The organism is Streptomyces sp. B5E4 (assembly GCF_039871555.1).
Taxonomy (GTDB): Bacteria; Actinomycetota; Actinomycetes; order Streptomycetales; family Streptomycetaceae; genus Streptomyces.
Genome location: NZ_JBDPMI010000027.1, coordinates 30778 through 51775 on the forward strand (window position 1 = coordinate 30778; position 20998 = coordinate 51775).

24 protein-coding genes are annotated in these 20998 nt (G+C 72.2%); 13 read left to right on the top strand and 11 right to left on the bottom strand.

Annotated elements, in window-relative coordinates; genetic code table 11:
- Positions 1 to 365: 365 nt before the first annotated feature.
- The 6 genes from ABGA99_RS27790 to ABGA99_RS27815 all read right to left on the bottom strand — a co-directional run bounded on the left by ABGA99_RS27790 (position 366) and on the right by ABGA99_RS27815 (position 4946).
- Positions 366 to 1712, bottom strand: coding sequence for a dicarboxylate/amino acid:cation symporter (locus tag ABGA99_RS27790; protein ID WP_347580141.1), 1347 nt, complete (start codon positions 1710 to 1712; stop codon positions 366 to 368).
- A 307-nt stretch (positions 1713 to 2019) separates the two neighbouring features.
- Positions 2020 to 2331: a DUF4229 domain-containing protein gene (locus tag ABGA99_RS27795; RefSeq protein ID WP_347580142.1), complete on the bottom strand. Its 312-nt coding sequence runs from the start codon at positions 2329 to 2331 to the stop codon at positions 2020 to 2022.
- A gap of 120 nt (positions 2332 to 2451) precedes the next feature.
- Entirely contained in the window at positions 2452 to 2979 is a 528-nt protein-coding gene (locus ABGA99_RS27800) for a GNAT family N-acetyltransferase (RefSeq protein ID WP_347583666.1), read from the bottom strand.
- Between the two features lie 7 nt (positions 2980 to 2986).
- Entirely contained in the window at positions 2987 to 3604 is a 618-nt protein-coding gene (locus ABGA99_RS27805; protein ID WP_347583667.1) for a hypothetical protein, read from the bottom strand.
- A gap of 63 nt (positions 3605 to 3667) precedes the next feature.
- Positions 3668 to 4120 carry an Lrp/AsnC family transcriptional regulator gene (locus ABGA99_RS27810; RefSeq protein WP_347580145.1) on the bottom strand — a complete coding sequence of 151 codons (453 nt, stop codon included), beginning with the start codon at positions 4118 to 4120 and terminating at the stop codon, positions 3668 to 3670.
- A gap of 91 nt (positions 4121 to 4211) precedes the next feature.
- Entirely contained in the window at positions 4212 to 4946 is a 735-nt protein-coding gene (locus ABGA99_RS27815) for a UbiX family flavin prenyltransferase (protein ID WP_347580146.1), read from the bottom strand.
- 168 nt (positions 4947 to 5114) lie between these two features.
- Between ABGA99_RS27815 and ABGA99_RS27820 the strand changes: the two genes are divergently transcribed.
- From ABGA99_RS27820 to ABGA99_RS27830, 3 genes are read left to right on the top strand one after another with little or no spacing between them, the layout of a single operon-like run.
- The gene (locus ABGA99_RS27820; RefSeq protein WP_347580147.1) at positions 5115 to 5687 is read left to right on the top strand and encodes a rhomboid family intramembrane serine protease; all 573 of its coding nucleotides are present in this window, start codon (positions 5115 to 5117) and stop codon (positions 5685 to 5687) included.
- 29 nt (positions 5688 to 5716) lie between these two features.
- Positions 5717 to 5968: a type II toxin-antitoxin system Phd/YefM family antitoxin gene (locus tag ABGA99_RS27825; protein WP_125936562.1), complete on the top strand. Its 252-nt coding sequence runs from the start codon at positions 5717 to 5719 to the stop codon at positions 5966 to 5968.
- Complete coding sequence (locus ABGA99_RS27830) at positions 5965 to 6216, top strand: type II toxin-antitoxin system RelE/ParE family toxin (RefSeq protein WP_347580149.1); 252 nt, start codon at positions 5965 to 5967, stop codon at positions 6214 to 6216. Before ABGA99_RS27825 ends, ABGA99_RS27830 begins: the two co-directional genes overlap by 4 nt.
- Positions 6217 to 6225: 9 nt before the next feature.
- Here the strand turns inward: ABGA99_RS27830 and mqnP are convergent, their stop codons facing one another.
- Entirely contained in the window at positions 6226 to 7146 is a 921-nt protein-coding gene (gene mqnP / locus ABGA99_RS27835; RefSeq protein ID WP_347580150.1) for a menaquinone biosynthesis prenyltransferase MqnP, read from the bottom strand.
- A gap of 179 nt (positions 7147 to 7325) precedes the next feature.
- Between mqnP and ABGA99_RS27840 the strand changes: the two genes are divergently transcribed.
- Positions 7326 to 8555 (top strand): transposase, encoded by a 1230-nt coding sequence (locus ABGA99_RS27840; protein WP_347583668.1) that lies wholly within the window; start codon positions 7326 to 7328, stop codon positions 8553 to 8555.
- A 35-nt stretch (positions 8556 to 8590) separates the two neighbouring features.
- On the opposite strand, the gene ABGA99_RS27845 is transcribed toward ABGA99_RS27840, so the two are convergent.
- Entirely contained in the window at positions 8591 to 10036 is a 1446-nt protein-coding gene (locus tag ABGA99_RS27845; protein ID WP_347580152.1) for a menaquinone biosynthesis decarboxylase, read from the bottom strand.
- Between the two features lie 191 nt (positions 10037 to 10227).
- Between ABGA99_RS27845 and ABGA99_RS27850 the strand changes: the two genes are divergently transcribed.
- The 7 genes from ABGA99_RS27850 to ABGA99_RS27880 all read left to right on the top strand — a co-directional run bounded on the left by ABGA99_RS27850 (position 10228) and on the right by ABGA99_RS27880 (position 15432).
- Complete coding sequence (locus ABGA99_RS27850; protein WP_347580153.1) at positions 10228 to 10629, top strand: PLD nuclease N-terminal domain-containing protein; 402 nt, start codon at positions 10228 to 10230, stop codon at positions 10627 to 10629.
- A gap of 70 nt (positions 10630 to 10699) precedes the next feature.
- The gene (locus ABGA99_RS27855) at positions 10700 to 11080 is read left to right on the top strand and encodes a PLD nuclease N-terminal domain-containing protein (RefSeq protein ID WP_347583669.1); all 381 of its coding nucleotides are present in this window, start codon (positions 10700 to 10702) and stop codon (positions 11078 to 11080) included.
- 183 nt (positions 11081 to 11263) lie between these two features.
- The gene (locus tag ABGA99_RS27860) at positions 11264 to 12556 is read left to right on the top strand and encodes an FAD-dependent oxidoreductase (protein ID WP_347583670.1); all 1293 of its coding nucleotides are present in this window, start codon (positions 11264 to 11266) and stop codon (positions 12554 to 12556) included.
- Positions 12553 to 13524, top strand: a complete 972-nt coding sequence (sigJ, locus tag ABGA99_RS27865) for an RNA polymerase sigma factor SigJ (RefSeq protein WP_347583671.1) — start codon at positions 12553 to 12555, stop codon at positions 13522 to 13524. Before ABGA99_RS27860 ends, sigJ begins: the two co-directional genes overlap by 4 nt.
- 218 nt (positions 13525 to 13742) lie before the next feature.
- Positions 13743 to 14123 (top strand): hypothetical protein, encoded by a 381-nt coding sequence (locus ABGA99_RS27870; RefSeq protein ID WP_347580157.1) that lies wholly within the window; start codon positions 13743 to 13745, stop codon positions 14121 to 14123.
- Positions 14120 to 14551 (top strand): MerR family transcriptional regulator, encoded by a 432-nt coding sequence (locus tag ABGA99_RS27875; protein WP_347583672.1) that lies wholly within the window; start codon positions 14120 to 14122, stop codon positions 14549 to 14551. Before ABGA99_RS27870 ends, ABGA99_RS27875 begins: the two co-directional genes overlap by 4 nt.
- 71 nt (positions 14552 to 14622) lie before the next feature.
- Positions 14623 to 15432 carry an SAM-dependent methyltransferase gene (locus tag ABGA99_RS27880; protein ID WP_347580159.1) on the top strand — a complete coding sequence of 270 codons (810 nt, stop codon included), beginning with the start codon at positions 14623 to 14625 and terminating at the stop codon, positions 15430 to 15432.
- 20 nt (positions 15433 to 15452) lie between these two features.
- On the opposite strand, the gene ABGA99_RS27885 is transcribed toward ABGA99_RS27880, so the two are convergent.
- Positions 15453 to 16241, bottom strand: a complete 789-nt coding sequence (locus tag ABGA99_RS27885; protein ID WP_347583673.1) for a DUF5995 family protein — start codon at positions 16239 to 16241, stop codon at positions 15453 to 15455.
- Positions 16242 to 16907: 666 nt separating this feature from the next.
- Between ABGA99_RS27885 and ABGA99_RS27890 the strand changes: the two genes are divergently transcribed.
- Together ABGA99_RS27890 and ABGA99_RS27895 are read left to right on the top strand one after the other, a co-directional pair.
- A complete protein-coding gene (locus ABGA99_RS27890) occupies positions 16908 to 17111 on the top strand; it encodes a cold-shock protein (protein WP_027771175.1) in 204 nt (67 codons plus the stop codon).
- Between the two features lie 194 nt (positions 17112 to 17305).
- On the top strand, positions 17306 to 18772 hold the full coding sequence (locus ABGA99_RS27895; RefSeq protein ID WP_347580161.1) for a DEAD/DEAH box helicase: 1467 nt from the start codon (positions 17306 to 17308) through the stop codon (positions 18770 to 18772).
- A gap of 466 nt (positions 18773 to 19238) precedes the next feature.
- Here ABGA99_RS27895 and ABGA99_RS27900 read toward each other — a convergent pair whose 3' ends face one another.
- Both ABGA99_RS27900 and kdpC read right to left on the bottom strand, forming a co-directional pair.
- Positions 19239 to 20381: a universal stress protein gene (locus tag ABGA99_RS27900; protein ID WP_347583674.1), complete on the bottom strand. Its 1143-nt coding sequence runs from the start codon at positions 20379 to 20381 to the stop codon at positions 19239 to 19241.
- A gap of 8 nt (positions 20382 to 20389) precedes the next feature.
- Positions 20390 to 20983, bottom strand: coding sequence for a potassium-transporting ATPase subunit KdpC (gene kdpC, locus ABGA99_RS27905; protein WP_347580219.1), 594 nt, complete (start codon positions 20981 to 20983; stop codon positions 20390 to 20392).
- Positions 20984 to 20998 lie beyond the last annotated feature (15 nt).

A 20998-nucleotide genomic window follows, 5' to 3' on the forward strand; every position in this document is an offset into this window, starting at 1 on the left:
GCCGGATCTCCTGAAAAAACTTCCTGATCGACTACAAGGTTATGCGGCCTCCCGCAGGAGGGGCGAGGATTTCCGAGTAGCCGTTGATCACTCGGCAGCCTCTTCTCCGGTACCACCTCTGGCATATGGGTAAGCGCGCCGACGCGGACGACTGCCCGCGACGCCCAAGCAGCATCTGACGCCATGCCGGTACCAGCCTCCTGGTCGCGCGCGATCAGGAGGCGCACGTATGTGTGTGGCCAACCCCCACCCACCCGGGAATGACACCGACCTACCCAGGAACCGCAGGCTGACGAGGGTGCGCATGCGGACGCCCGCAGCCCCGGGACTGCGGGGTGCGGGCGTCGCGTGGGGAGCGGTGGCGGTCAGGCCGCGGCTGTGACCGGGGTCTTGGACGGGGTGGAGTCCACCGGGTCCGGGTCGTCGAGGTCGAAGCTGGTGGCGTTGTCGTACATGTCGCGGTCCAGGATCTTCTCCTGCGACGCGACCAGCACCGGGATCACCGCCTGACCCGCGACGTTCGTCGCCGTGCGGGCCATGTCCAGGATCGGGTCGATCGCCAGCAGCAGGCCCACGCCCTCCAGGGGGAGGCCCAGGGTGGAGAGGGTCAGGGTGGTCATGATGGTGGCGCCCGTGAGGCCCGCGGTGGCGGCGGAGCCGATGACCGAGACGAAGGCGATCAGGACGTAGTCCTGGAGGCCCAGGCTGACGTCGAAGATCTCGGCGATGAAGATGGCCGCCAGGGCCGGGTAGATCGCGGCGCAGCCGTCCATCTTCGTCGTCGCGCCGAAGGGGACCGCGAAGGAGGTGTACTCCTGGGGGACGCCGAGGCGTTCGGTGACCTTCTTGGTGACCGGCATGGTGCCGACCGAGGAGCGGGAGACGAAGGCGAGCTGGATCGCGGGCCAGGCGCCGCGGAAGAACTGCAGGGGGTTGACCTTGGCGACCGTGGCCAGCAGGAGCGGGTAGACGCCGAAGAGGACCAGGGCGCAGCCGATGTAGACGTCGGCGGTGAAGGTCGCGTACTTGCTGATCAGGTTCCAGCCGTAGTCGGCGATCGCGAAGCCGATGAGGCCCACGGTGCCGACGGGGGCGAGGCGGATGACCCACCACAGCGCCTTCTGCAGCAGCTCCAGAATCGTTTCGCTCAGCGCGATGATCGGCTGGGCCTTCTCGCCGAGCTTCAGGGCGGCGACACCGAGGGCCGCGGCCATGAAGACGATCTGCAGCACGTTCAGTTCGGTGAAGGGCGTGATGATGTCGGTCGGGATGATTCCGGTGAGGAAGTCGATCCACGAGCCGCTGTCCTCGGGGGCCGCGCCGTCCTTCGGGGACAGGTCGGTGCCGGCGCCGGGGTTGGTGATCAGGCCGATGGTCAGGCCGATGGCGACCGCGATCAGGGAGGTGGCGAAGAACCACAGCAGGGTACGGGTCGCGAGGCGGGCGGCGTTGTTGACGTTCCGCAGGTTGGTGATCGACACCAGGATGGCGAAGAACACCAGCGGGGCGACCGCCAGCTTGAGCAGTTGGACGAAGATGGTGCCGATCTGGTCCAGGGTGTCCTTGAGCCAGGCGATGTCGCCGGTACGGGCGGCCCAGCCGAGGAGCACGCCGAGGACGAGGCCGGCGAGGATCTGGGCCCAGAAGGGCACCTTGGGTATCCGGAAGCCGCTGCGCGGCTGCGCGGTGGGGGCGGGGGTGGATGTGGACACGGGCGTCTCCGTGACTGGGCGCGCCGGGCCGCCTCCGGGCACGGCGGTGCCGGGCACGGGACGACGGGCGCGCGTCTGCTACTTGGGGAATGTGGTGCGTGACCGGTCAGAGCGCGGGGGACTGGCTGCTCTGACATGCCGCGGACAGGCAGCGGCACAGATCGACGTGCAGGCGCGCCACGAGCAGAGGGCTCGTTGGCATGCGAAGCGCAGCTACCGTCGTCGTCATGACGAGAAGACTAACACTCCTGCTTTGACATTCCCATAGTGCGGCTTTGGGGGTGACGGTGACACCCCTCACGTCGGTCTACGCCGTGCCGCGCGCCTCGTCGTCCGCCTCGTCCTCGCGGCTGCGGTTCGCCGCCAGCCGCTCCTTCGACTGCTGTACCCGGCCCACGATCTGCTCCGACATCTCATTCCGCTGCCGGCGCAGCAGGATGAAGCTCAGCGGTGCGGAGACGACGATCGCCAGCAGCATGACCCACAGATAGTTCGAGTCGCCCAGGCCCGCCGGGAGCGCGCCGACCCGGACCAGGACGGCCAGGATCACGAACGACGCGGCGAAGACGCCGAGGCGCATGGCGGTGTAGCGGACGGCGGGGTTCGGTTTGGGGGTCACGGCTGACAACTTCTCTCTGCTCTCTGCTCCGTCGTCGGTCAGGGTCACGCTGCGTGCGGGGTGGCACCGGCGTGCGGGGTGGTGCGGGGTACGGCGCGCGGGGTGCGCGGGTGGTTCGTCTCAAGTATGCAGCGGCAGCCACATCGTGATGTCGTCGCGGTAGTCGTCGTCCGCGACGCGTATCGCGTCGGGTACGCGGCCGACCTCCTTGTAGCCGCAGGAGGCGTAGAACCTGTCGACCCCCGTCCCGCCCCGGCACGTCAGCCGGATCCCCCGCATCCCCGGCAGGCCGCGCGCCGCGTCCGCCGCGGCGGCCATGAGGCGGCGGCCCTCGCCCGTGCCCTGGCGGTCGGGGTGGACCATGACGGTGTAGAGCCAGCACCAGTGCCGCATCAGGCGGTGGGTGTTGAGCGTCAGAAAGGCGGTGGCCGCCGGGCGGCCCGCCGCGTCGAGGGCGGCGATCAGGTGGGTGCGGCCCTCCGCCATGGCCGCGAGGTGCCTGACCAGCTCCGGGCGGATGTCCGCGGGGGTCACCGGGGGGACGAAGCCCACGGCGCCGCCCGCGTTGCTGACGTCGGCCCAGAGCATGCATATGCCGTCGCGCAGGGCAGGGGTGACCGCCGGGTCCAGCTCGTAGCGCAGGGTCATGGCGTCCTCAGAAGCGCATCGGCTGCGGCGCCTCACGCCGCTCCGGGTCCGGCCCCGCGTGCTCGCGGACGGCGGCGTAGTGCGCGTCGCGCTCGACCGGGTGCAGGCCCGCGTCCTGGATCAGCTCGACGAGTTCGCCGACGGCCAGGGTGTCGGCCGCGCCGGGCGCCGGGGCGAAGTCGTCCGCGCCGTGCTGCAGCGCGAGCTGCGCCGTCTGCGTGCCGTACGCGGTCCACGCGGCCCGTACGTGCGGCACGTTGTCCAGCAGCAGCCGGGCCACCGCGAACGTCTTCAGCGCCTCCGCACCCGTGACCCGCCCCGCCGCCAGCGGCACGACGGCCAGCAGGCCCGCGCCGGCGTCCTGCCGGTCGCGCAGGGCCAGCAGCGCGTCGACGGTCTGCTCCACGCCCTCGCCGTACGTCACCGTCGCCGCGGCCTCGGCCTCGGCCGACGCGTCCGCCGCGAAGTACCCGCGCTCCCCGTGCCGCCGCGTCCGCGCCTCGTGGGCGAGCCCGCCCAGCCACGCCAGGTCACCGCTCCCGTACAGCGCGACGCCGTCCGCCCGGCTCAGCCGCGCGTCCGCGCGCGCCTTCTCCGCCAGCTCGCGCCTGAGCCCTGCGTCCACGCGCCGCCTCCCAGCCCGTAAGTCACGTTCCTGCGCATCTGCGCGTATCCGAGCCTACGCGGCCTACTCCTCCGCGATCTCCCCCACCCTGCTCTCCCACATCGTGGACAGCACCACCGTCGTCGCCGTGCGCGAGACGCCCGTGATCCGCGACATCCGCCGGACCGTCTTCCCCAGCCCGTCCACGTCCGGCGCCCGCACCTTGAGCATGAACGAGTCCGCCCCGGCGATGAAGAAGCAGTCCTCGATCTCCGGCAGGTCCCGCAGCCGGTCCGCGACGTCGTCGTGGTCCACCGCCTCGGAGAGCGAGATCCCGACGAGCGCCGTGACGCCGCGGCCCAGCAGGGCGGCGTCGACGGTGGCGCGGTAGCCGGTGATCACCCCGGCGGCCTCCAGGCGGTTGATCCGGTCCGTGACGCTGGGTCCTGAGAGCCCCACGAGCCGGCCCAGCTCGGCGTACGAGGCCCGGCCGTTCTCCCGCAGGGCCTGGATGAGCTGCCTGTCGACGGCGTCCATGTGCGATCTCAAGCCTTCCGTGCTGCTGTGTCGGCTGCCGGCTGTCGGCTGTGTCAGCGGTGCGCCCGCCGTGTCAGCGCTGCCGGCCGTGTCAGCGGGAGCGCCCCAGCTCCCCTTCCCATCTGCGATAGAGCTTGTGGGCCACGCCCGCGGCGTCGAGGGCGCGGCCGGCGACGAAGTCCACGAGGTCCTGGATGCCGGTGGCCCCGGCGTAGAAGGCGGGTGCGGCCGGGAGCACCACGGCGCCCGCCTCGTCCAGGGCGACCATCTGCCGCAGCGTCGGCCCGGGCAGCGGCGTCTCCCGTACGACGACGACCAGCGGCCGGCCCTCCTTCAGCGTCACGCTCGCCGCGCGCTGCAGCAGGTCCTTGGAGAGCCCGAGCGCGATGCCGGCCACCGCGGCCGTCGAGGCCGGCACGACGATCATGCCCTTCGCGGCGTACGAACCGGAGGAGGGCCCGGCGGCCAGATCGCCGGCCGCCCAGTGCCGTACGCCGGACAGGTCCGTCGCCTCGAAGGCGTCCGGCCGGCCGTCGGCGCCGGTGGCGAGCCAGCGCCGCAGGTCGTCGCGCCAGTGCGCATCGCGGAACGGGCCGCCCGTCTCGTCCAGCACCGTCAGCCGCGCGGCCCGGCTGACGACGAGGTCGACGCTCTCCCCGGCGTGCAGCAGCGCGCGCAGCACGGCGGCGGCGTACGGGGTGCCGGAGGCGCCGGAGACGCCGACGACCCAGGGCCGGCGTCGGCCCCGGCCGGGCTCCCCGGCGTACGGCTCCTCGTACGGCGGCCCGTCCGGGTCCTCGTACGGCGTCTGGTGCGGCGGCTCCACGCGGCGAGCCTATCCGGCGCCGGGAACCGCGGCGCAGGCCGCCTGCGTTTCCCTCAGGAAGGACACACCGGTCCGAAGGGGGCTTGAGTGATGTACGAACCTTACGGGCGCGGCACCCCCGCCGCGCGGCCCGGACGGGCGCCGCGGGCGCCGCGCGGGCGAATATACGTGAAGCGCGCCGCGGTGGTGATGCTCGCGTGGGTGGCGCTGCTGTGGGTGCTGGAGGCGGTCGACCAGGCCGGCGACAACAAGCTGGACACCTACGCGATCACGCCGCGCGACTTCGGCGAGCTGCGGGACGTGATCCCGGCGTCGTTCATGCACTTCGGCTGGGACCACCTGTCGGCGAACACAGGGCCGCTGCTGGTGCTGGGCTTCATAGCGGCGATGCGGGGGATCGGGCGGTTCGTGGGCGTGGTCGCGGCGATCATGCTGGTGAGCGGGCTCGGGGTGTGGCTGATCTCGCCCGCGGGCACGGACACGGCGGGGGCGTCGGGCGTCGTCTTCGGGCTCTTCGGCTACGTGGTGGTGCGCGGCTTCGTCGACCGGCGGATGGCCGACGTACTCATCGGCATCGTGGTCGCCCTGGTGTACGGCTCGATGGTGTGGGGAGCCCTGCCGACGGACCAGGTCGTGGAGCAGTCGATCTCCTGGCAGAGCCACCTCTTCGGCCTCCTGGGCGGCGTGCTGGCCGCGTTCTACTTCAGCGACCGCAGGCGGGCCGCTCTTCAGGCGACCTGAGCCGAGTGCATCTTCTGTACAGTTGATGCATGAGTGAGACACTGCCCATCGCCCAGGCACGCAGCCAGTTCGGCGCGCTCGTCCGCCGCGCCGCCCTCGGCCGCGAGCGCACCATCATCACCGACCACGGTGAGCCGGCCGCGATGATCGTCGGCATAGCGGACATCGAGGACCTGGAAGACGCCCTCGCCGTTGCGCAGTACGAAGCCCGCAAGGCCCGCGGCGAGGACACGTACGTGCCGCACGACGAGGTACGCAGGCGACTGGGACTCGACGCGTGAGTCACGAGGTCGTCTGGGAGACCGATGCCGTGAACGCGGCCGCCGGCTTCCTCGCCGACGACCCCGCCGGGCTGCGGGCGCTCATCGACGGCATCGACGCGCTCGCCACGGAGCAGCGCCCGAAGAACTCGGCCCCCTGGGGCACCGACCAGCGCCGCCTGCGGGTCGGCCGCTACCGGGCGATCTACCGGATCGACGACGGCAGGGTCACCGTGCTGGTACTCCACGTCGGCCGCGGGGCGGCGTGAGCGCGGGGGTCAGAGGCTCAGGTCGCGGACGAAGAGGTCTGCCGCCGCGCAGCAGAAGAGGACGATGCCGATCACGCCGTTGAGCGTGAAGAACGCGCGGTTCAGACGGCTCAGGTCGTCCGGGCGGACGATGCTGTGCTCGTACGCGAACACGCCCGCCACCACCGCCAGGCCCGCCCAGAACAGCGCGCCCGCGTCCGTCGCCAGGGCGTACCAGACGAAGAGCGCCATCGTCACCACGTGCGCCGCCCGCGCCCCGTACAGCGCACCCGCGATGCCGAAGCGGGCCGGGACCGAGCGGATGCCCTGGGCGCGGTCGGTGTCGACGTCCTGGCAGGCGTAGATCAGGTCGAAGCCGCCGATCCACACGCCCACCGCGAGCCCCAGCAGCACCGCCGGCCACGACCACTCCCCCGTGACCGCCAGCCACGCGCCGATCGGGCCGATCGCCTGGGCGAGGCCGAGGATCGCGTGCGGGTACGTGGTGAACCGCTTGCCGTACGGATAGACCACCATCGGCACCGCCGCGACCGGCGCCAGCACCAGGCACAGCGGGTTCAGCAGCGCCGCGGCGCCCAGGAAGATCGCCAGCGCGATCAGCGCGCCCGTCCACGCCGAGCGCACGGAGACCGCGCCGGTGACCAGTTCGCGGTGGGCGGTGCGCGGGTTGCGGCCGTCGATCTCGCGGTCGATGATCCGGTTCGCGGCCATCGCGAACGTCCGCAGCGCCACCATCGCGACGGTGACGAGCAGCAGCGTCCCCCACTCGATCGCCCCGTCGCCGTCGACCAGCATGGCCGTCAGCGCGGCGATGTACGCGAAGGGCAGCGCGAAGATCGAGTGCTCGATCATCACCAGCCGCAGGAACGCCCGCACCCCGCTGCCGGACCGGGCGGGGCCAGGCCCGACGACGCTCCCCGCGGCCGTCACAGGTTTCCTCCGAGAACGCTCCGGTCTTCCGGCCGGGGAGAAATCGGACTCCGGTGGGGCAGGGCAGAGGTGGCTGAACCCCCGCCAGGGCGATCCAGGGTCCGCCCTTTCTGCTGGTGAGGGGCACGGTAAAGGTCGATGAGGCTCAACTGTCAGTCCTCCCGGATAGGTTGGGATACATGACGGCGGCGGCGAAGGCGGGGGATTGCGGGTATGCCCGGTATACCTACCGTCTTCGCGTGTCCGCCGGTGCGGAGCGGCTGCTCCTGGCCGAGTGGGACCGATGTCGTTGGACGTGGAACGAGTGCGTGGCGAAGTCCAAGGGGATCCACGAATGGAACAAGAACCATCCCGGGGGAGCCGCAAGGCGCACTTGCGGCCTGTCCCAGCTCGACAAAATGCTGACGGCAGCCAGGAAGAGCACGCCGTGGCTGGCCGAGGGCGCCAGCGTTCCGCAGCAGCAGATCATCCAGGATTTCGGGAAGGCGAGAGCGAAGGCCGGCAAGGACATCCGTGAGCGGCTGCCGATGTCCCGTCGGGCCGGAATGCCCCGATGGAAGAAGAAGGATCAGGCCCGGCCGTCGCTGAACTACACCAAGCGCGGCTTCCGTCTCCAGAACGGGCGCCTGCGCCTGGCAGGCGGTATCGCGCTGGTCGTGGTGTGGTCGCGCGGACTTCCCGCCGAGCCCTCGTCGGTGCGGGTGTATCGGGATTGTCTGGGCCATTGGTACTGCTCGTTCGTTGTGCCGGCCCAGCTTGAGTCGCTGCCGGAGTGCGGCCGGGCGATCGGTGTGGACTGGGGCGTGCGGGAGACCGCGACCACCACCAGCAGCGCACACGACCTTCCGCATGCTCAGCACGGCAAGACGAATGCTGCGAAGCTGGCTCGCTACCAGAGGGTCATAAGACGGCGGGAACGGCCGAAGGGCAAGCCGCAAAGCCGTGGCTACCGCAAGGCCAGGTCGCGGGTCGCGAAGCTGCACAAGAAGGTCGCCCGGCAACGGCAGGACACCGGCCGCAAGTGGGCCAAGACCGTCGTCCGTGACCACGACCGCATCGCAGTGGAGGACTTCCGGCCGAAGTTCCTTGCGAAGTCGCCAATGGCCCGTAAGGCTGCCGACGGAGCCATCTCCGCCACCAAGCAGGCACTGATCGAGATGGGCCGCAAGCACGGGCGGACCGTCCGCCTGGTACATCCCGCGCACACCACGATGGACTGCGCGCACTGCGGGGCGAGAGCCAAGCACCGCATGCCGCTGAGTGAGCGCACCTACACCTGCACACACTGCAAAACCTCCTCTCCCAGGGACAAGAACTCTGCGGCTGTGATGCTCGTCCGGGCAGGTTGGAACCCGGCAGGTGCTGAGGGCATAGGACCGCCCGAGCCGCAGGCTCGGGCGGCGGCCTGAGCCTGGAATCCCCCGCCCTTCAGGCGGAGGAGCCTTCAAAGGCCGTACTCCCGCCACCGGGCGTCGACCTTCGCCGCCGTGTCCGGATCGGAGACGACCATCTCCGGCCAGCCGCGCGTGTAGCCCTCCTCGGGCAGCTTCGCGGTGGCGTCGATGCCGGCCTTGCCGCCCCAGAACTGCTGGTACGACGCGTGGTCGAGGTGGTCGACCGGGCCCTCGACGACGGACAGATCGCGGGTGTAGTCGGTGTTGCCCAGCGCCCGCCAGGCGACCTCGTGCAGGTCGTGCACGTCGCAGTCGGCGTCCACCACGATGATCAGCTTGGTCAGCGACATCATGTGCGCGCCCCAGATCGCGGACATGACCTTCTGCGCGTGCTTCGGATACTTCTTCTCGATCGAGACGATCGCGCAGTTGTGGAAGCCCCCCGCCTCCGGCAGGTGGTAGTCCACGATGTCCGGCACGATCACCTTCAGCAGCGGCAGGAAGAACCGCTCGGTGGCCCGGCCCAGCGGCCCGTCCTCGGTCGGCGGGCGGCCGACGACGATGGACTGCAGCAGCGGGCGGCGGCGCATCGTGACGGCGTCGACGGTCAGCGCGGGGAACGGCTCCTGCGGCGTGTAGAAGCCGGTGTGGTCGCCGAACGGGCCCTCGGGCAGCTCCTTGCCGGGCTCCAGCCAGCCTTCGAGCACCACCTCGGCGTGCGCGGGGACCTGGAGCGGCACGGTCTTGCAGTCGACCATCTCGACGCGCTTGCCGCCGATGAAGCCGGCGAGCATGTACTCGTCCATGTCGCCGGGCAGCGGCGCGGTCGCCGCGTACGTCACGGCCGGCGGGCAGCCGAACGCGATGGCCACCGGCAGCTTCTCGCCCCGGCGGGCGGCGACCTGGTAGTGGTTGCGGCTGTCCTTGTGGATCTGCCAGTGCATGCCGATGGTGCGGCGGTCGTGGCGCTGGAGGCGGTAGAGGCCGAGGTTGCGGACGCCGGTCTCGGGGTCCTTGGTGTGGGTGAGGCCCAGGTTGTAGAAGGACCCGCCGTCCTGGGGCCAGGTGAAGAGCGCGGGGATCGTGTCGAGGTCGACCTCGTCGCCGGTGAGCACGACCTCCTGGACCGGCCCGTCCTTCGCCTTCCGCGGCGGTACGTGCGCCATGGTGCCGAGCTTGCCGAACGCCTCGCGTACGCCCGTGAAGCCCTGCGGCAGTTCGGGCTTGAGCAGTCCGCCGATGCGCTCGCCGATCTCCGCGTACGAGCCGAGGCCGAGGGCTTTGAGGAGCCGGCGGTCGGTGCCGTAGACGTTCATCGCCAGCGGCATGGCGGAGCCCTTGACGTTCTCGAAGAGCAGGGCGGGGCCGCCGGCTTTGTTCACGCGGTCGGTGATCTCGCCGACTTCGAGGTACGGATCGACCTCGGCCGTGATGCGCTTGAGGTCGCCGTCGCGCTCCAGGGCCCGCAGCAGCGAGCGGAGATCGTCGTAAGCCATGCGCCCCAGTATCCGCCAGGCGCCGGGCGCGGTCCGCGAAGGGGGTACGGGGGCGGGGCGCGGGCGGGGTCGCGGGGGCGTTTCCGCCACGGCTTACCCTGGACGGACCGCGGGGTCCGTACGGGAGCCGCACCGAACCCGGCGCGGGAGACCGCCGCACTGCCGCACCACCGCACGTCGAAGGGCCGCACATGCTCAGGTATCTGCCGTTTCTCCTGGTCCTGGCGGTGTGGATCTATGCGTTCATCGACTGCCTCAACACCCCGGAGAAGGACGTACGAAACCTGCCCAAGCTGGTCTGGGTGGCGATCATCGTCCTCTTCGGCTCGGTGCTCTTCGGCCCGCTGGCGTGGTTCATCGGCGGCCGGCCGCGGGGCCGCCCGGTGATCGCCGGCGAGGGCGCGGGCGGCCGCGGACGCCGGCCGGGCCGGGGCGGGTGGGTGGCGCCCGACGACAACCCGGACTTCCTCCGCTCGCTGGAGGAGGACCGGCGCAAGGACGAGCCGCGGCAGGAGCCGGAGGACGAGCGCGGCCGCGAGCGGGACGAAGAGGGCCCCGAAGGACGCCAGGGGCCCGACGAGGACCGGCGCTGAGACGTTAACCTGACGCGGAGACGAGTGGGGGCCGAGGCCGTAGCCCCGCGACATTCAGGGGGTTTGCCGCGTGCTCCGCTACCTGCCGTTGATGATCCTTCTCGGCGTGGTGATCTACGCGCTGATCGACTGCGCGACCACGAAGAAGGAAGACGCCAAGCACCTCCCCAAGATCGCCTGGCTCATCCTCATCGTCCTGTTCCCGCTGCTCGGTTCGATCGGCTGGCTGCTCGCCGGCCGGAACCGCCGCCGCCCGGCGGGCGGCGGCTCGGGCGGGGGCGGGGGAGCCGGCGGGGGGCGGCGTACGACGTGGGTGGCGCCTGACGACAACCCGGAGTTCCTGAAGAAGCTCGGCGACGAGAACAACACCAAGGGCGACGAGAACGGGGACGACGGGGACGACGAGGGCGACGACGACGGCAAGCGGGACGGCGACCCGCGCACGAAGTGACCCCGCCTCCGCCGGGGCGCCGAGCGCCCGCTCACGCCCCGCACGAGAGCACTCCCCCGGCCCGTACGGCAAGCGTGACGCGGCTCACACCCGTCCCTGTCACGTAGCGCCCCGGTCGTCTGTCCCATGGTCGCCCCCGCACCTCGCGGGACGCGGACCGAACGGACCACCGGAGGCCCCCAGATGACCACCCAGCACCGCGGCCACCGCATCGTCGTCGTAGGAGCCGGCTACACCGGCATGTTCGCCGCCGTACGCACCGCCCGCCGCACCCGCCGCCTCGGCGCCCGGATCACCCTCGTGAACCCCTCGCCGCGGTTCACCGAGCGGCTGCGCATGCACCAGGTCGCCGCGGGCGGCCGGCTCGCCGACCACCGCATCGCGGACCTGCTCGCCGGCACCGGCGTCGAGTTCGTGCAGGGCCGCGCCGTGGCGATCGACCCGCAGGCGCGGCGGGTGACGGTCGAACGGACCGCCGCGGGCGGCTCCGGCGCAGGACCGGACGCACGGCACGGGGTCACCGACCTGCCGTACGACACCCTCGTCTACGCCCTCGGCAGCCGCACCGACACCACGCGCGTCCCGGGCGCCGACCACCACGCCGTGACCCTCGACGACCCGCGCGCGGCCCACGAGTTCGGCGCCCGCCTCGCCGCCCTGGCCGCCACCGGCGGCCGGGTCACCGTCAGCGGCGGCGGCCTCACCGGCGTCGAGGCCGCGGCCGAACTCGCCGAGAGCCACCCGGGTCTTGAGGTCACGCTCCTCAGCCGCGGCGTGCCCGGCGCCATGATGGGCGACCGGGCGCGCGCGCATCTGGACCGCGCGCTGGCGCGCCTGGGCGTGACGGTACGCGCCGGGGCCGATGTCACGAAGGTGCTGCCCGGCGCCGTCGAACTGGCCGGCGGCGCGCAGGTGCCGTCCGATCTGACGCTGTGGACCGCGGGCGTACGGGTGCCGGACCTCGCGGCCCGCGCCGGCATCGAGACGGACGCGCGCGGGCTGGTCGTGGTGGACGACCGGCTGCGGTCGGTGTCGCACCCGGAGGTGTACGCGATCGGGGACGCGGCGGCCGTACGGCAGGCGTGGGGGCAGGTGCACGGCACCTGCCAGAGCGGTCTGCCCACGGCGCAGCACGTCGCGGACACGATCGCACGGACGCTGCGGGGGCGGGCGGTGCGGCGGTTCCGGTTCGGGTACTTCCACCAGCCGGTGAGCCTGGGGCGGCGGGACGCGGTGATCCAGTTCACGTACGCGGACGACGCGCCGCGGCGGGCGTACCTGCGGGGACGGTGGGCGGTGGCGTACAAGGAGTTCGTCAGCGCCGGCCCGGTGGTGATGTACCGGCTGAGCAGGCGGATGAACGTGACCGCGGTGCTGTCGCGGGGCGGGCGGGCCACGCGGAGCGCGGCGGGTGGCGGCGGGCGGGCCGTTATGCCGTTGCCGCGGGGGCGGCGGGCGGAGAACATGGGGCGATGACCGGCAAGGAGCGGGAGCCGGGGGCCTCGACCCCGCCGGGGGAGGCACCTCCGGCAGGGGATGCCCCGGGTGACGCCTGCCCCGACGGCCTCTCCCCCGGCGACCCCTTCTCCGACCACCGCCGGCTCCTCTTCGGCACCGCGTACCGCCTCCTCGGCAGCGTCGCCGACACCGAGGACGTCCTCCAGGACGCCTGGCTGGCCTGGCACCGGACCGAGCGGGCCGCCGTCCGCAACCCGCGCGCGTACCTCGTCCGCACCGTCACCAACCTCGCGCTCAACCGGCTCCGCTCCGCCCGCGCCACCCGCGAGCGCTACGTCGGGCCCTGGCTCCCCGAGCCGCTGCTCACCACCCCCGACGTCGCCGACGACGCCGAACTGGCGGACACCGTCTCGATCGCGATGCTCGTCGTGCTGGAGACGCTTTCGCCCGTCGAGCGCGCGGTGTTCGTGCTCCGCGAGGCGTTCGGCTTCTCGCACGCCGAGATCGCCGGGTTCCTCGACCGGCCCGAGCCGACCGTCCGCCAGATCGCCCGCCGCGCCCGCGCGCACGTGGACGCCCGGCGCCCCCGCTTCGACGCCGACGCCGATCGCCGTACCGAGGTCACCACCCGCTTCCTGGCCGCCGCCGCGGGCGGCGACCTCAACGCGGTCATGGAACTCCTCGCCCCCGACGTCACCGCCTGGACCGACGGCGGCGGCGTGGTCACCGCGGCCCGCCGCCCGCTGCACGGCGCGGACCACGTGGCCCGCTGGGCGCTCGGCGCGCTGCGCAAGCCGATCTCCGCGGGGGTACGGCTGCGCCCCGCGACGATCAACGCCGCGCCGGGCATCATCCTCATCGACCAGGCCGGCACGGTGCTCGGTTCGATGTCGTACGACCTCACCGACGGCCTCGTACGCCACCTCCACGTCCAGCTCAACCCCGCCAAACTCCGCGGCCTGCACGCCCCGGCGCCCGAAGCGTGAGCGGCGTCGGCCCCGGCTCTCGGTGGTGACCGTCCAGAGGTGGCCGTCCAGGGCGGCGAGCATCGGGGGTCCTACCTCGGATCGGCTTCCGTGTCTCTGCGGACGGAGCGCGGGCCCGCGGACTCATCGGTCGTGCGGGCTTGCAGCCGGTACCCGGGTACAGGTCTACCGTCGGGGGTGCCCCCGCCCGCGGGGGCGCGACGACGGGAGTGAGCGCCATGAGTGACCTTGCGTGGGTGCCCCGGTCCTGCACGCTGCCCACCGCCGAGCGGCCCCTGCGGGTAGCCGAGTGGGACGCGCTGTTCGCGGAGCGGCAGGTCTCGCTGTCCCGGCCGGAGCCGCTGCGGCTGCGGCTGGTGCCGGCGGGCGGGCCGGGGGCGGAGGAGCGGGTGCGGGAGCCGGCGGAGCGGGAGAGCGGCTGCTGCGCGTTCTTCACCTTCGCTTCCGGCCGCGTCACCGATGGTGTCACCGGCAGCGTCACCGGCCGCGGTGGGGACCGTACGGGAGGCCGGCTGTGGCTGGACATCGCCGTCGACCGCGCGCACGAAGCGGTCCTCGACGCCCTCGCCGCGCGGATCGACGCCCTGGCGGAGCGGTGAGCGGGATCCTGCGCAGCGGGCAGGTCGCGGCGGCGGCCGGCGTACACGTACAGACGCTGCGCTACTACGAGCGCCGCGGCCTGCTCCCCGCGCCCGCCCGCAGCAACGGCGGACACCGGCTGTACGGCGAGGACACGGTGACCGCGCTCCGCGTGATCAAAGCAGCCCAGCGGCTCGGGTTCACGCCGGCGGAGGTCGCCGACCTGCTGGCGGCCGGGCGGCACCGCCACGGCCGGCCCGTCGCCGGGCCCGGGGACCGGACGGCGGCGAAGCTCGCGGAGGTCGAGGCGAAGATCGCGGACCTGACCACGATCCGTACGACCCTGACCGCGGCCGTCGAAGCCGGCTGCGACGACCTCGCCACCTGCGCCTCCCACCCGCACTGTCCCCTCCCCTTCGCCGCCCTCGACGTCGCCGGGGACCGCTGAAGCGCCCCGGTACGGCGCCGGGTCCGGCGCCGCGGACAATGGCGGCGGCAGGTTCGGGCGGCGAAGGGCGGATGATGGGCGCGGGTCGGGAACCGGTCTGGCCGGTGGACGCCTCCGTGGCGCACAACGCACGGGTGTGGAACCACTGGCTCGGCGGCAGGGACAACTACGCCGTGGACCGGCAGGTGGGCGATCACGTGGCGGGCCTGTTCCCGGTGATACGCGAGGTGGCGCGCGCCGACCGGGAGTTCCTGGGACGCGCGGTGCGGTACCTCGCGGGCGAGGCGGGGATACGGCAGTTCCTCGACATCGGCACCGGGCTGCCGACCGCGGAGAACACCCACGAGGTCGCCCAGCAGATGGAGCCGGCGTCCCGGATCGTCTACGTCGACAACGACCCCCTCGTCCTCACCCACGCCCGCGCCCTGCTCACCAGCACCCGGGAGGGCACCACCGCGTACGTCGCCGCCGACGCCCACGACCCGGAGGCGATCCTGCTCGGCGCCAAGCGCACCCTGGACTTCGAGGAGCCGGTGGCCGTCATGATGCTGGGCATCCTCAACTTCGTCCTCGACGGCGACGACGCGCGCCGGGTCGTCCGCCGGCTGATGGACGCCGTACCGCCCGGCAGCTACCTCGCCCTCACGCACCCCACGGCGGAGCTGGGCGGCGAGGGCAACGTAGCGGCGATGCGCTTCTGGAACGAGACCGCCACCCCGCCGATCACCGCCCGCAGCCGGGCGGAGGTCGCCCGCTTCCTCGACGACCTGGAACCCCTGCCCCCGGGCCTGGTCTCCTGCACCCGCTGGCGCCCGGCCCCGAACGAGGCCGAAGACCCCCCGGAGGTCCCGCAGTTCGGTGCGCTGGCCCGTAAACCCTGACCCCCGGGCAGGTCCCGCGTTCAGCCCTTCGTCGGTGCCGGCGCCGACGCGGGTGGGTCCATGGCCTTGTCCAGGTGGGTGATGGTCGCCGGTATGTCGTCGCTCTCCGTGCTGCGGATCAGTTGCAGTGCGGGCTGGGCGAGGCCGCCCGGGCGGGCGACCAGGCGGGCGAGTACGGCGGCGCGGATGTCGAGGCGGTCGATCGTGGCCGCACGCTGCTCGTCGTTCTGGGCGGCGAGGAGGACGGCGTTGTGCCAGGCCTCCTCGCGGGACTGGCGGACGCTGAAGTCGAGGATCTGCTCGTCCGTCCGGGCGCCGATCCGGTCCAGCAGCGACAGCAGCGGCGACAGGGCGCCGACCGAGTCCTCCACGGCCAGGACCACCCGCGCGAGGATGTCGTTGATCAGGAGGAAGTCGTGGCGGAGCGACCGGATGTCCTCGCCCGGGGAGGTCCGCGCGGCGGCGACGGCGAGGTCGAGGTTGATGTGCGCGTTCACCCCGAGGATCAGGTGCTGGACGATGATCGTGCGGTCGTCGTCGAGCGCCCCGAACGTCTCGCGCCAGCAGCGCGGGCCGCCGCGGTCGCGGCGCCAGGCGTCGTACGCCTCGAAGTAGCGGTTGCCGAAGAGCGTGTCGAACCGGTCCATCCGGGCCCCGTCGTCGAACCGCCCCTCGTGGATGGCCCTGCGGACCTCGACGGTCACCTGCCGGTACAACGCCGCGAAGTACCCGGCCCGGTCCCCGTCCCGCCGGGCGTCCCGCACGATCCCGGCCAGCCCGTCCACGACCTCGTCGATGTTCTCGGCCATCACACCCGACTCCCTCTCCCGCGCTCCTCGTCCGGCCGCCCCCGTCCTACCACCGGCCCCCGGGGAGGGGCCCCGGACCGCGGCGCCGTGCGCGGGGCGGTGGCCGGGGCGGTGGTCGGGCCCGGCTTGTCAGTGGAGCGACCGGAGGAGGTCCTCCGTGTACGCCGTTGACGACGACGACGGGGGCGGGCGCCGCGTCGAGGAGCGGGAGCAGGCGGTGGCTGAGCAGGTAGCGGCTCAGGTAGTAGAGGGCGACGGCGGCGTGCGGATGGCCGTCGCGTACCCGGTGCAAAGCACCCGTTGTCGGGATTCGATTGTGCGCAGCCGATCGAGGAGATCGCGCATGCATGTCCACCGTGGAAGGGGCCGGAGGCCCTTGCGACCCATGGGACGATTTTTCCGCACCGACGCCGAAGGGCCGGCATCACCGGACGAAGCGGGTCGCGGCCCACCCCTGTGGCCTGCGGAACCATGGTCGTGGGTCGCCCGTGCTAGGCTTGACGACAGTTGCAGTTGTGGTTCCCATGTACTTTGTGTGCGCCTGCTGGCTTTGACCTTCAGGCGCATTTCTGTTTTTCGGTGCTTTCCGGACCTGGTAATCATCGCGGCGACGCGGGATCGCGCACCGTGCGGATCTCCGGTACAGCCACCAAAGGAGAAAACAAGATGGCCACCGGCACCGTGAAGTGGTTCAACAGTGAAAAGGGCTTCGGCTTCATCGCCCAGGACGACGGCGGCGCCGACGTCTTCGCTCACCACTCCAACATCAACGCTCAGGGCTTCCGCGAGCTGACCGAGGGTCAGCGGGTGGAGTTCGACGCCACCCAGGGGCAGAAGGGCCTGCAGGCGGAGAACATCACCATCATCTGAACCCTGATCCGAGGACGTGGCGCAAGTCACGAGCACGGGCCGGCGCGGCGGTATCGCGCGGGCCCGTGCCCCGCGGCCGGAGCGCTCTGCGCACCGCGCCGCCGTTCGCCCATTCCCCGGCCCGTTCCTGCGGCTTCCGTGCGGCCCGTCTCCGCCGGGATCTCCTTGACACGCGCCGTGACAAGGAGGTTCCCATGAACCGCAGGACACGTCGTACCCCCGACAACCCGGCCCGTCGCCGTTCGCGCGGTCAGTCTCCGCGCCGGCCGGCCGGCCGGAAACCCGCCGCCGCGCAGGGTGAGTTCGCGGTGCCGGCGAATACCACCCCGGCGCTGCCCCCGGCCGCGTCGTTCGCCGACCTGGACATGCCGCGCGTGCTGCTGACGACGCTGCATCAGCAGGGGGTGAGCGTGCCGTTCCCCATCCAGGCGGCCACCCTTCCCGACTCCCTGGCCGGCCGGGACGTGCTCGGTCGCGGCCGTACCGGCTCGGGCAAGACCCTGGCCTTCGGCCTGGCCCTGCTGGCCCGTACCGCCGGCCGACGCGCGGCCCCCCGGCACCCGCTCGCGCTCATCCTGGTGCCCACCCGCGAACTGGCCCAGCAGGTCACCGAGGCCCTCACCCCCTACGCCCGGGCAGCGCAGCTGCGGCTCGCCACGGTGGTCGGCGGCACGTCCCTGACACGGCAGGCCGCCGCGCTGCGCGACGGCGCCGACGTGGTCGTGGCCACCCCGGGGCGGCTGCGGGATCTGATCGACCGCCGCGACTGCCACCTCGACGAGGTACGCATCACCGTGCTGGACGAAGCCGACCAGATGGCCGACATGGGCTTCCTGCCCCAGGTCACCGCCCTGCTGCGGCAGGTGCGGGCAGACGGCCAGCGGATGCTGTTCTCGGCAACGCTGGACCGCAACGTCGACCGGCTGGTACGGGGCTTCCTCACCGACCCGGTCGTCCACTCGGTCGACCCGTCGGCCGCCACCGTGACGACGATGGAGCACCACGTACTGCACGTCGCGGACGGCGACAAGCGGACGGCTGCGACCCACATCGCCGCCCGCGACGGCCGTGTGCTGCTGTTCCTGCACACCAAGCGCGGCGCCGACCGGCTGACCCGGCACCTGCTGGCCAACGGGGTGAAGGCCGCTGCGCTGCACGGCGGCAAGTCCCAGTCCCAGCGCACCCGCACGCTCGAACAGTTCAAGCGCGGAGACGTCACCGCGCTGGTCGCCACCAACGTCGCCGCCCGCGGCATCCACATCGACGACCTCGAACTGGTCGTCAACGTCGACCCCCCGGCCGACCACAAGGACTACCTCCACCGCAGTGGGCGCACCGCCCGCGCCGGCGGGTCGGGCCGGGTCGTGACCCTCGTCCTGCCCGACCAGCGCCGCGAGATGACCCGCCTGACCACGACCGCCGGCATCACCGCACACACGACCCGCATCCAGCCCGGCAGCGAAGAACTCGCCCGCATCACCGGCGCCCGCACCCCCTCCGGCGTCCCCGTCTCCCTCGCCGCGGCCGCCGCGAGCCCCGTCAAGCGCAAGGACACAGGAGGAGGACGCAGCCGCCGACGGGGCGGCCCCGCCCCGACCCAGCGCACGTCCTTCCGCACCCGCGTCCCGGAGAGGACGACGCAACGCAGGGCAGCCGCATAGCGCATGGTCTCCCCTGACAGCGGAACGGCGTTCCACCCCGGGAGCGTCACGACGGTCACCTCGTGGCAGCATCCCGCCGAGGTGTTCGGCGCTGTCCGCCGCGCCGCCGAGGAGGCGTCGGACGTTCTGCTGTTCCTCTCCATCGGCTCCGGTTCGCGCCACAGAGAGTTCGCCCTCACCCGCGCGGCTCCGGGATCGGAGAGCCTCGCCCCGCTGCGAACGGTTGCCGACATCGTGCGGAAAAGTGCGGCTGCCCGTCAGGTCGTCCTCCTCGACTGCGAGAACTTTGCGACCGCTGCGAACTATCTCACCCGCGACCCGGGCCCCGGCGGGGTCGGCACGTCGCGCACGTTGTCCGTGAGAGGAAAACCACCGCAAGGCGAACTGCTGCGGCTGGAGCGGTCGCAGGAACGTAGCGGCACGCAATCGCCGCGCGGCGGAGACTCGGGCCGCCCAGGGCGGAGGGTCACGATGCGTCGGTGCCGTTCTGCGGGGTACGGGTGCGGCGGCGTAGCCAGCGGCCGTGGGCGGCTTCGGCGTGGGTGACGACGTAGACGTCGATGTCGTCGCCCGAACCCTCGATAAGGAGTTCACCCAAGCCCCGGCTGACAAGTCGTTTGAGGCGGCTGCGCCGTGTGGCGCCGACGACGATCTGCGTGGCGTTGACCTTGCGGGCGAAGGCGAGGATGGCCTGGGCGGGGTCGTCGCTGGTGACGGTGTGGAAGGTGCCGCCGAGGTCTTCCGCCAGCTTGCGTTGGTGAGCCAGTAGGTGCGGGGAGGCGCTGGTGAGCCCGTCGCTCGGCTGGATGTGGACGGCCAGGAACTCGCCGCCTGCGCTGCGTGCGGCGATGCGTTTGGCCCGGCGGATGAGGGTGTCGCCTTCGGGCCCGCCGGAGAGGGCGACCAGGAGGCGTTCGCGGGTGTGCCAGGGCTTGTGGATGTCGTGGTCCTGGCGGTAGCGCTGCAGGGCTTCTTCGACGCGGTCGGCTGCCCAGAGCAGGGCGATCTCCCGGAGGGCGGTGAGGTTGCCGGCGCGGAAGTAGTGGGCGAGGGCGGCTTCGACCTTCTCGGGCGGGTAGATGTTGCCGTGGACCATGCGGCGCCGGAGCGCCTCGGCGGACATGTCGACGACCTCGATCTGGTCGGCGCGGCGGACGACGTCGTCGGGAACGGTCTCGCGCTGGCGGATGCCGGTGATCTGCTCGACGACGTCGTTGAGCGATTCGAGGTGCTGGATGTTGACGGTCGAGATGACGTCGATGCCCGCGTCGAGGAGGTCTTCGATGTCCTGCCACCGCTTCTCGTGACGGGATCCGGGGACGTTGGTGTGGGCGAGTTCGTCGACGAGGGCGACTTCGGGGCGTCGGGCCAGGACGGCGTCGGGGTCCATTTCCGTGAAGGTGGCGCCGCGGTATGTCATGGTCCTGCGGGGCACGGTCTCCAGCCCCTCGGCCATCTTCCGCGTGAGGGCCCGTCCGTAGTCCTCGACGAACCCGATGACCACGTCCGTGCCCCGGTCGGCCCGGCGTTGGCCTTCGGCGAGCATGTCGTACGTCTTGCCCACGCCCGGAGCCGCCCCGAGGTACACGCGCAGGATTCCGTGCGGCACGGTCGTCGTCACTCCTTCCGGGCGAGTCGCTCCAGGGCGAGGTTGAGTTCCAGGACGTTGACGCGTGACTCGCCGAGGAAGCCGAGGACTCTTCCGTCCACGTGGTCGTCCACAAGCTCACGGACCTGCCGGTCGGTCAGGCCCCGTGCGGTGGCCACCCCGGTCGCCTGCTGGCGGGCGTACGCCGGGGAGATGTGCGGGTCGAGGCCGCTGCCGGAGGCAGTGAGGGCGTCGGCCGGTACGCGCGAGGGGGTTGTCCCGTTCCGGGTGGCGGCTGCCGCCCGGCGTTGCCGGACCTGGGTCAGGAGTTCCCTGTTCCGCGGACCGAGGTGGGAGGCCCCGGAGGCCAGTGCGTCGTAGCCGCCTCCTGAGCCGGCCGCCGAGGGCCGGGAGTGGAACCATCGCCGGCCGGTGAAGTCCTGCCCGAGCAGCGAGGAGCCGACCGTACGGCCGTGAGCGGTGACCTTCGAGCCGTTGGCCTGCCCGGGGAAGGCGAGATGCGCGACGGCCCAGACGGCCAGCGGGTAGAGCGCGCCGACGACCACGGACAGGGCCAGCAGGACGCGCAGTCCTGCCACGGCCTGCCGGAGGAAGCTGGTGATCACTCGTGAGCCCCC

Coding starts and splice junctions, on each gene's coding strand:
- sigJ (WP_347583671.1), top strand. CDS start 12,553: ATGACCGGCAAGGAGCGGGAGCCGGGGGCCTCGACCCCGCCGGGGGAG.
- ABGA99_RS27860 (WP_347583670.1), top strand. CDS start 11,264: ATGACCACCCAGCACCGCGGCCACCGCATCGTCGTCGTAGGAGCCGGC.
- ABGA99_RS27895 (WP_347580161.1), top strand. CDS start 17,306: ATGAACCGCAGGACACGTCGTACCCCCGACAACCCGGCCCGTCGCCGT.
- ABGA99_RS27810 (WP_347580145.1), bottom strand. CDS start 4,120: ATGGACGCCGTCGACAGGCAGCTCATCCAGGCCCTGCGGGAGAACGGC.
- ABGA99_RS27840 (WP_347583668.1), top strand. CDS start 7,326: ATGACGGCGGCGGCGAAGGCGGGGGATTGCGGGTATGCCCGGTATACC.
- ABGA99_RS27800 (WP_347583666.1), bottom strand. CDS start 2,979: ATGACCCTGCGCTACGAGCTGGACCCGGCGGTCACCCCTGCCCTGCGC.
- ABGA99_RS27890 (WP_027771175.1), top strand. CDS start 16,908: ATGGCCACCGGCACCGTGAAGTGGTTCAACAGTGAAAAGGGCTTCGGC.
- ABGA99_RS27880 (WP_347580159.1), top strand. CDS start 14,623: ATGATGGGCGCGGGTCGGGAACCGGTCTGGCCGGTGGACGCCTCCGTG.
- ABGA99_RS27870 (WP_347580157.1), top strand. CDS start 13,743: ATGAGTGACCTTGCGTGGGTGCCCCGGTCCTGCACGCTGCCCACCGCC.
- ABGA99_RS27825 (WP_125936562.1), top strand. CDS start 5,717: ATGAGTGAGACACTGCCCATCGCCCAGGCACGCAGCCAGTTCGGCGCG.
- ABGA99_RS27845 (WP_347580152.1), bottom strand. CDS start 10,036: ATGGCTTACGACGATCTCCGCTCGCTGCTGCGGGCCCTGGAGCGCGAC.
- ABGA99_RS27885 (WP_347583673.1), bottom strand. CDS start 16,241: ATGGCCGAGAACATCGACGAGGTCGTGGACGGGCTGGCCGGGATCGTG.
- ABGA99_RS27850 (WP_347580153.1), top strand. CDS start 10,228: ATGCTCAGGTATCTGCCGTTTCTCCTGGTCCTGGCGGTGTGGATCTAT.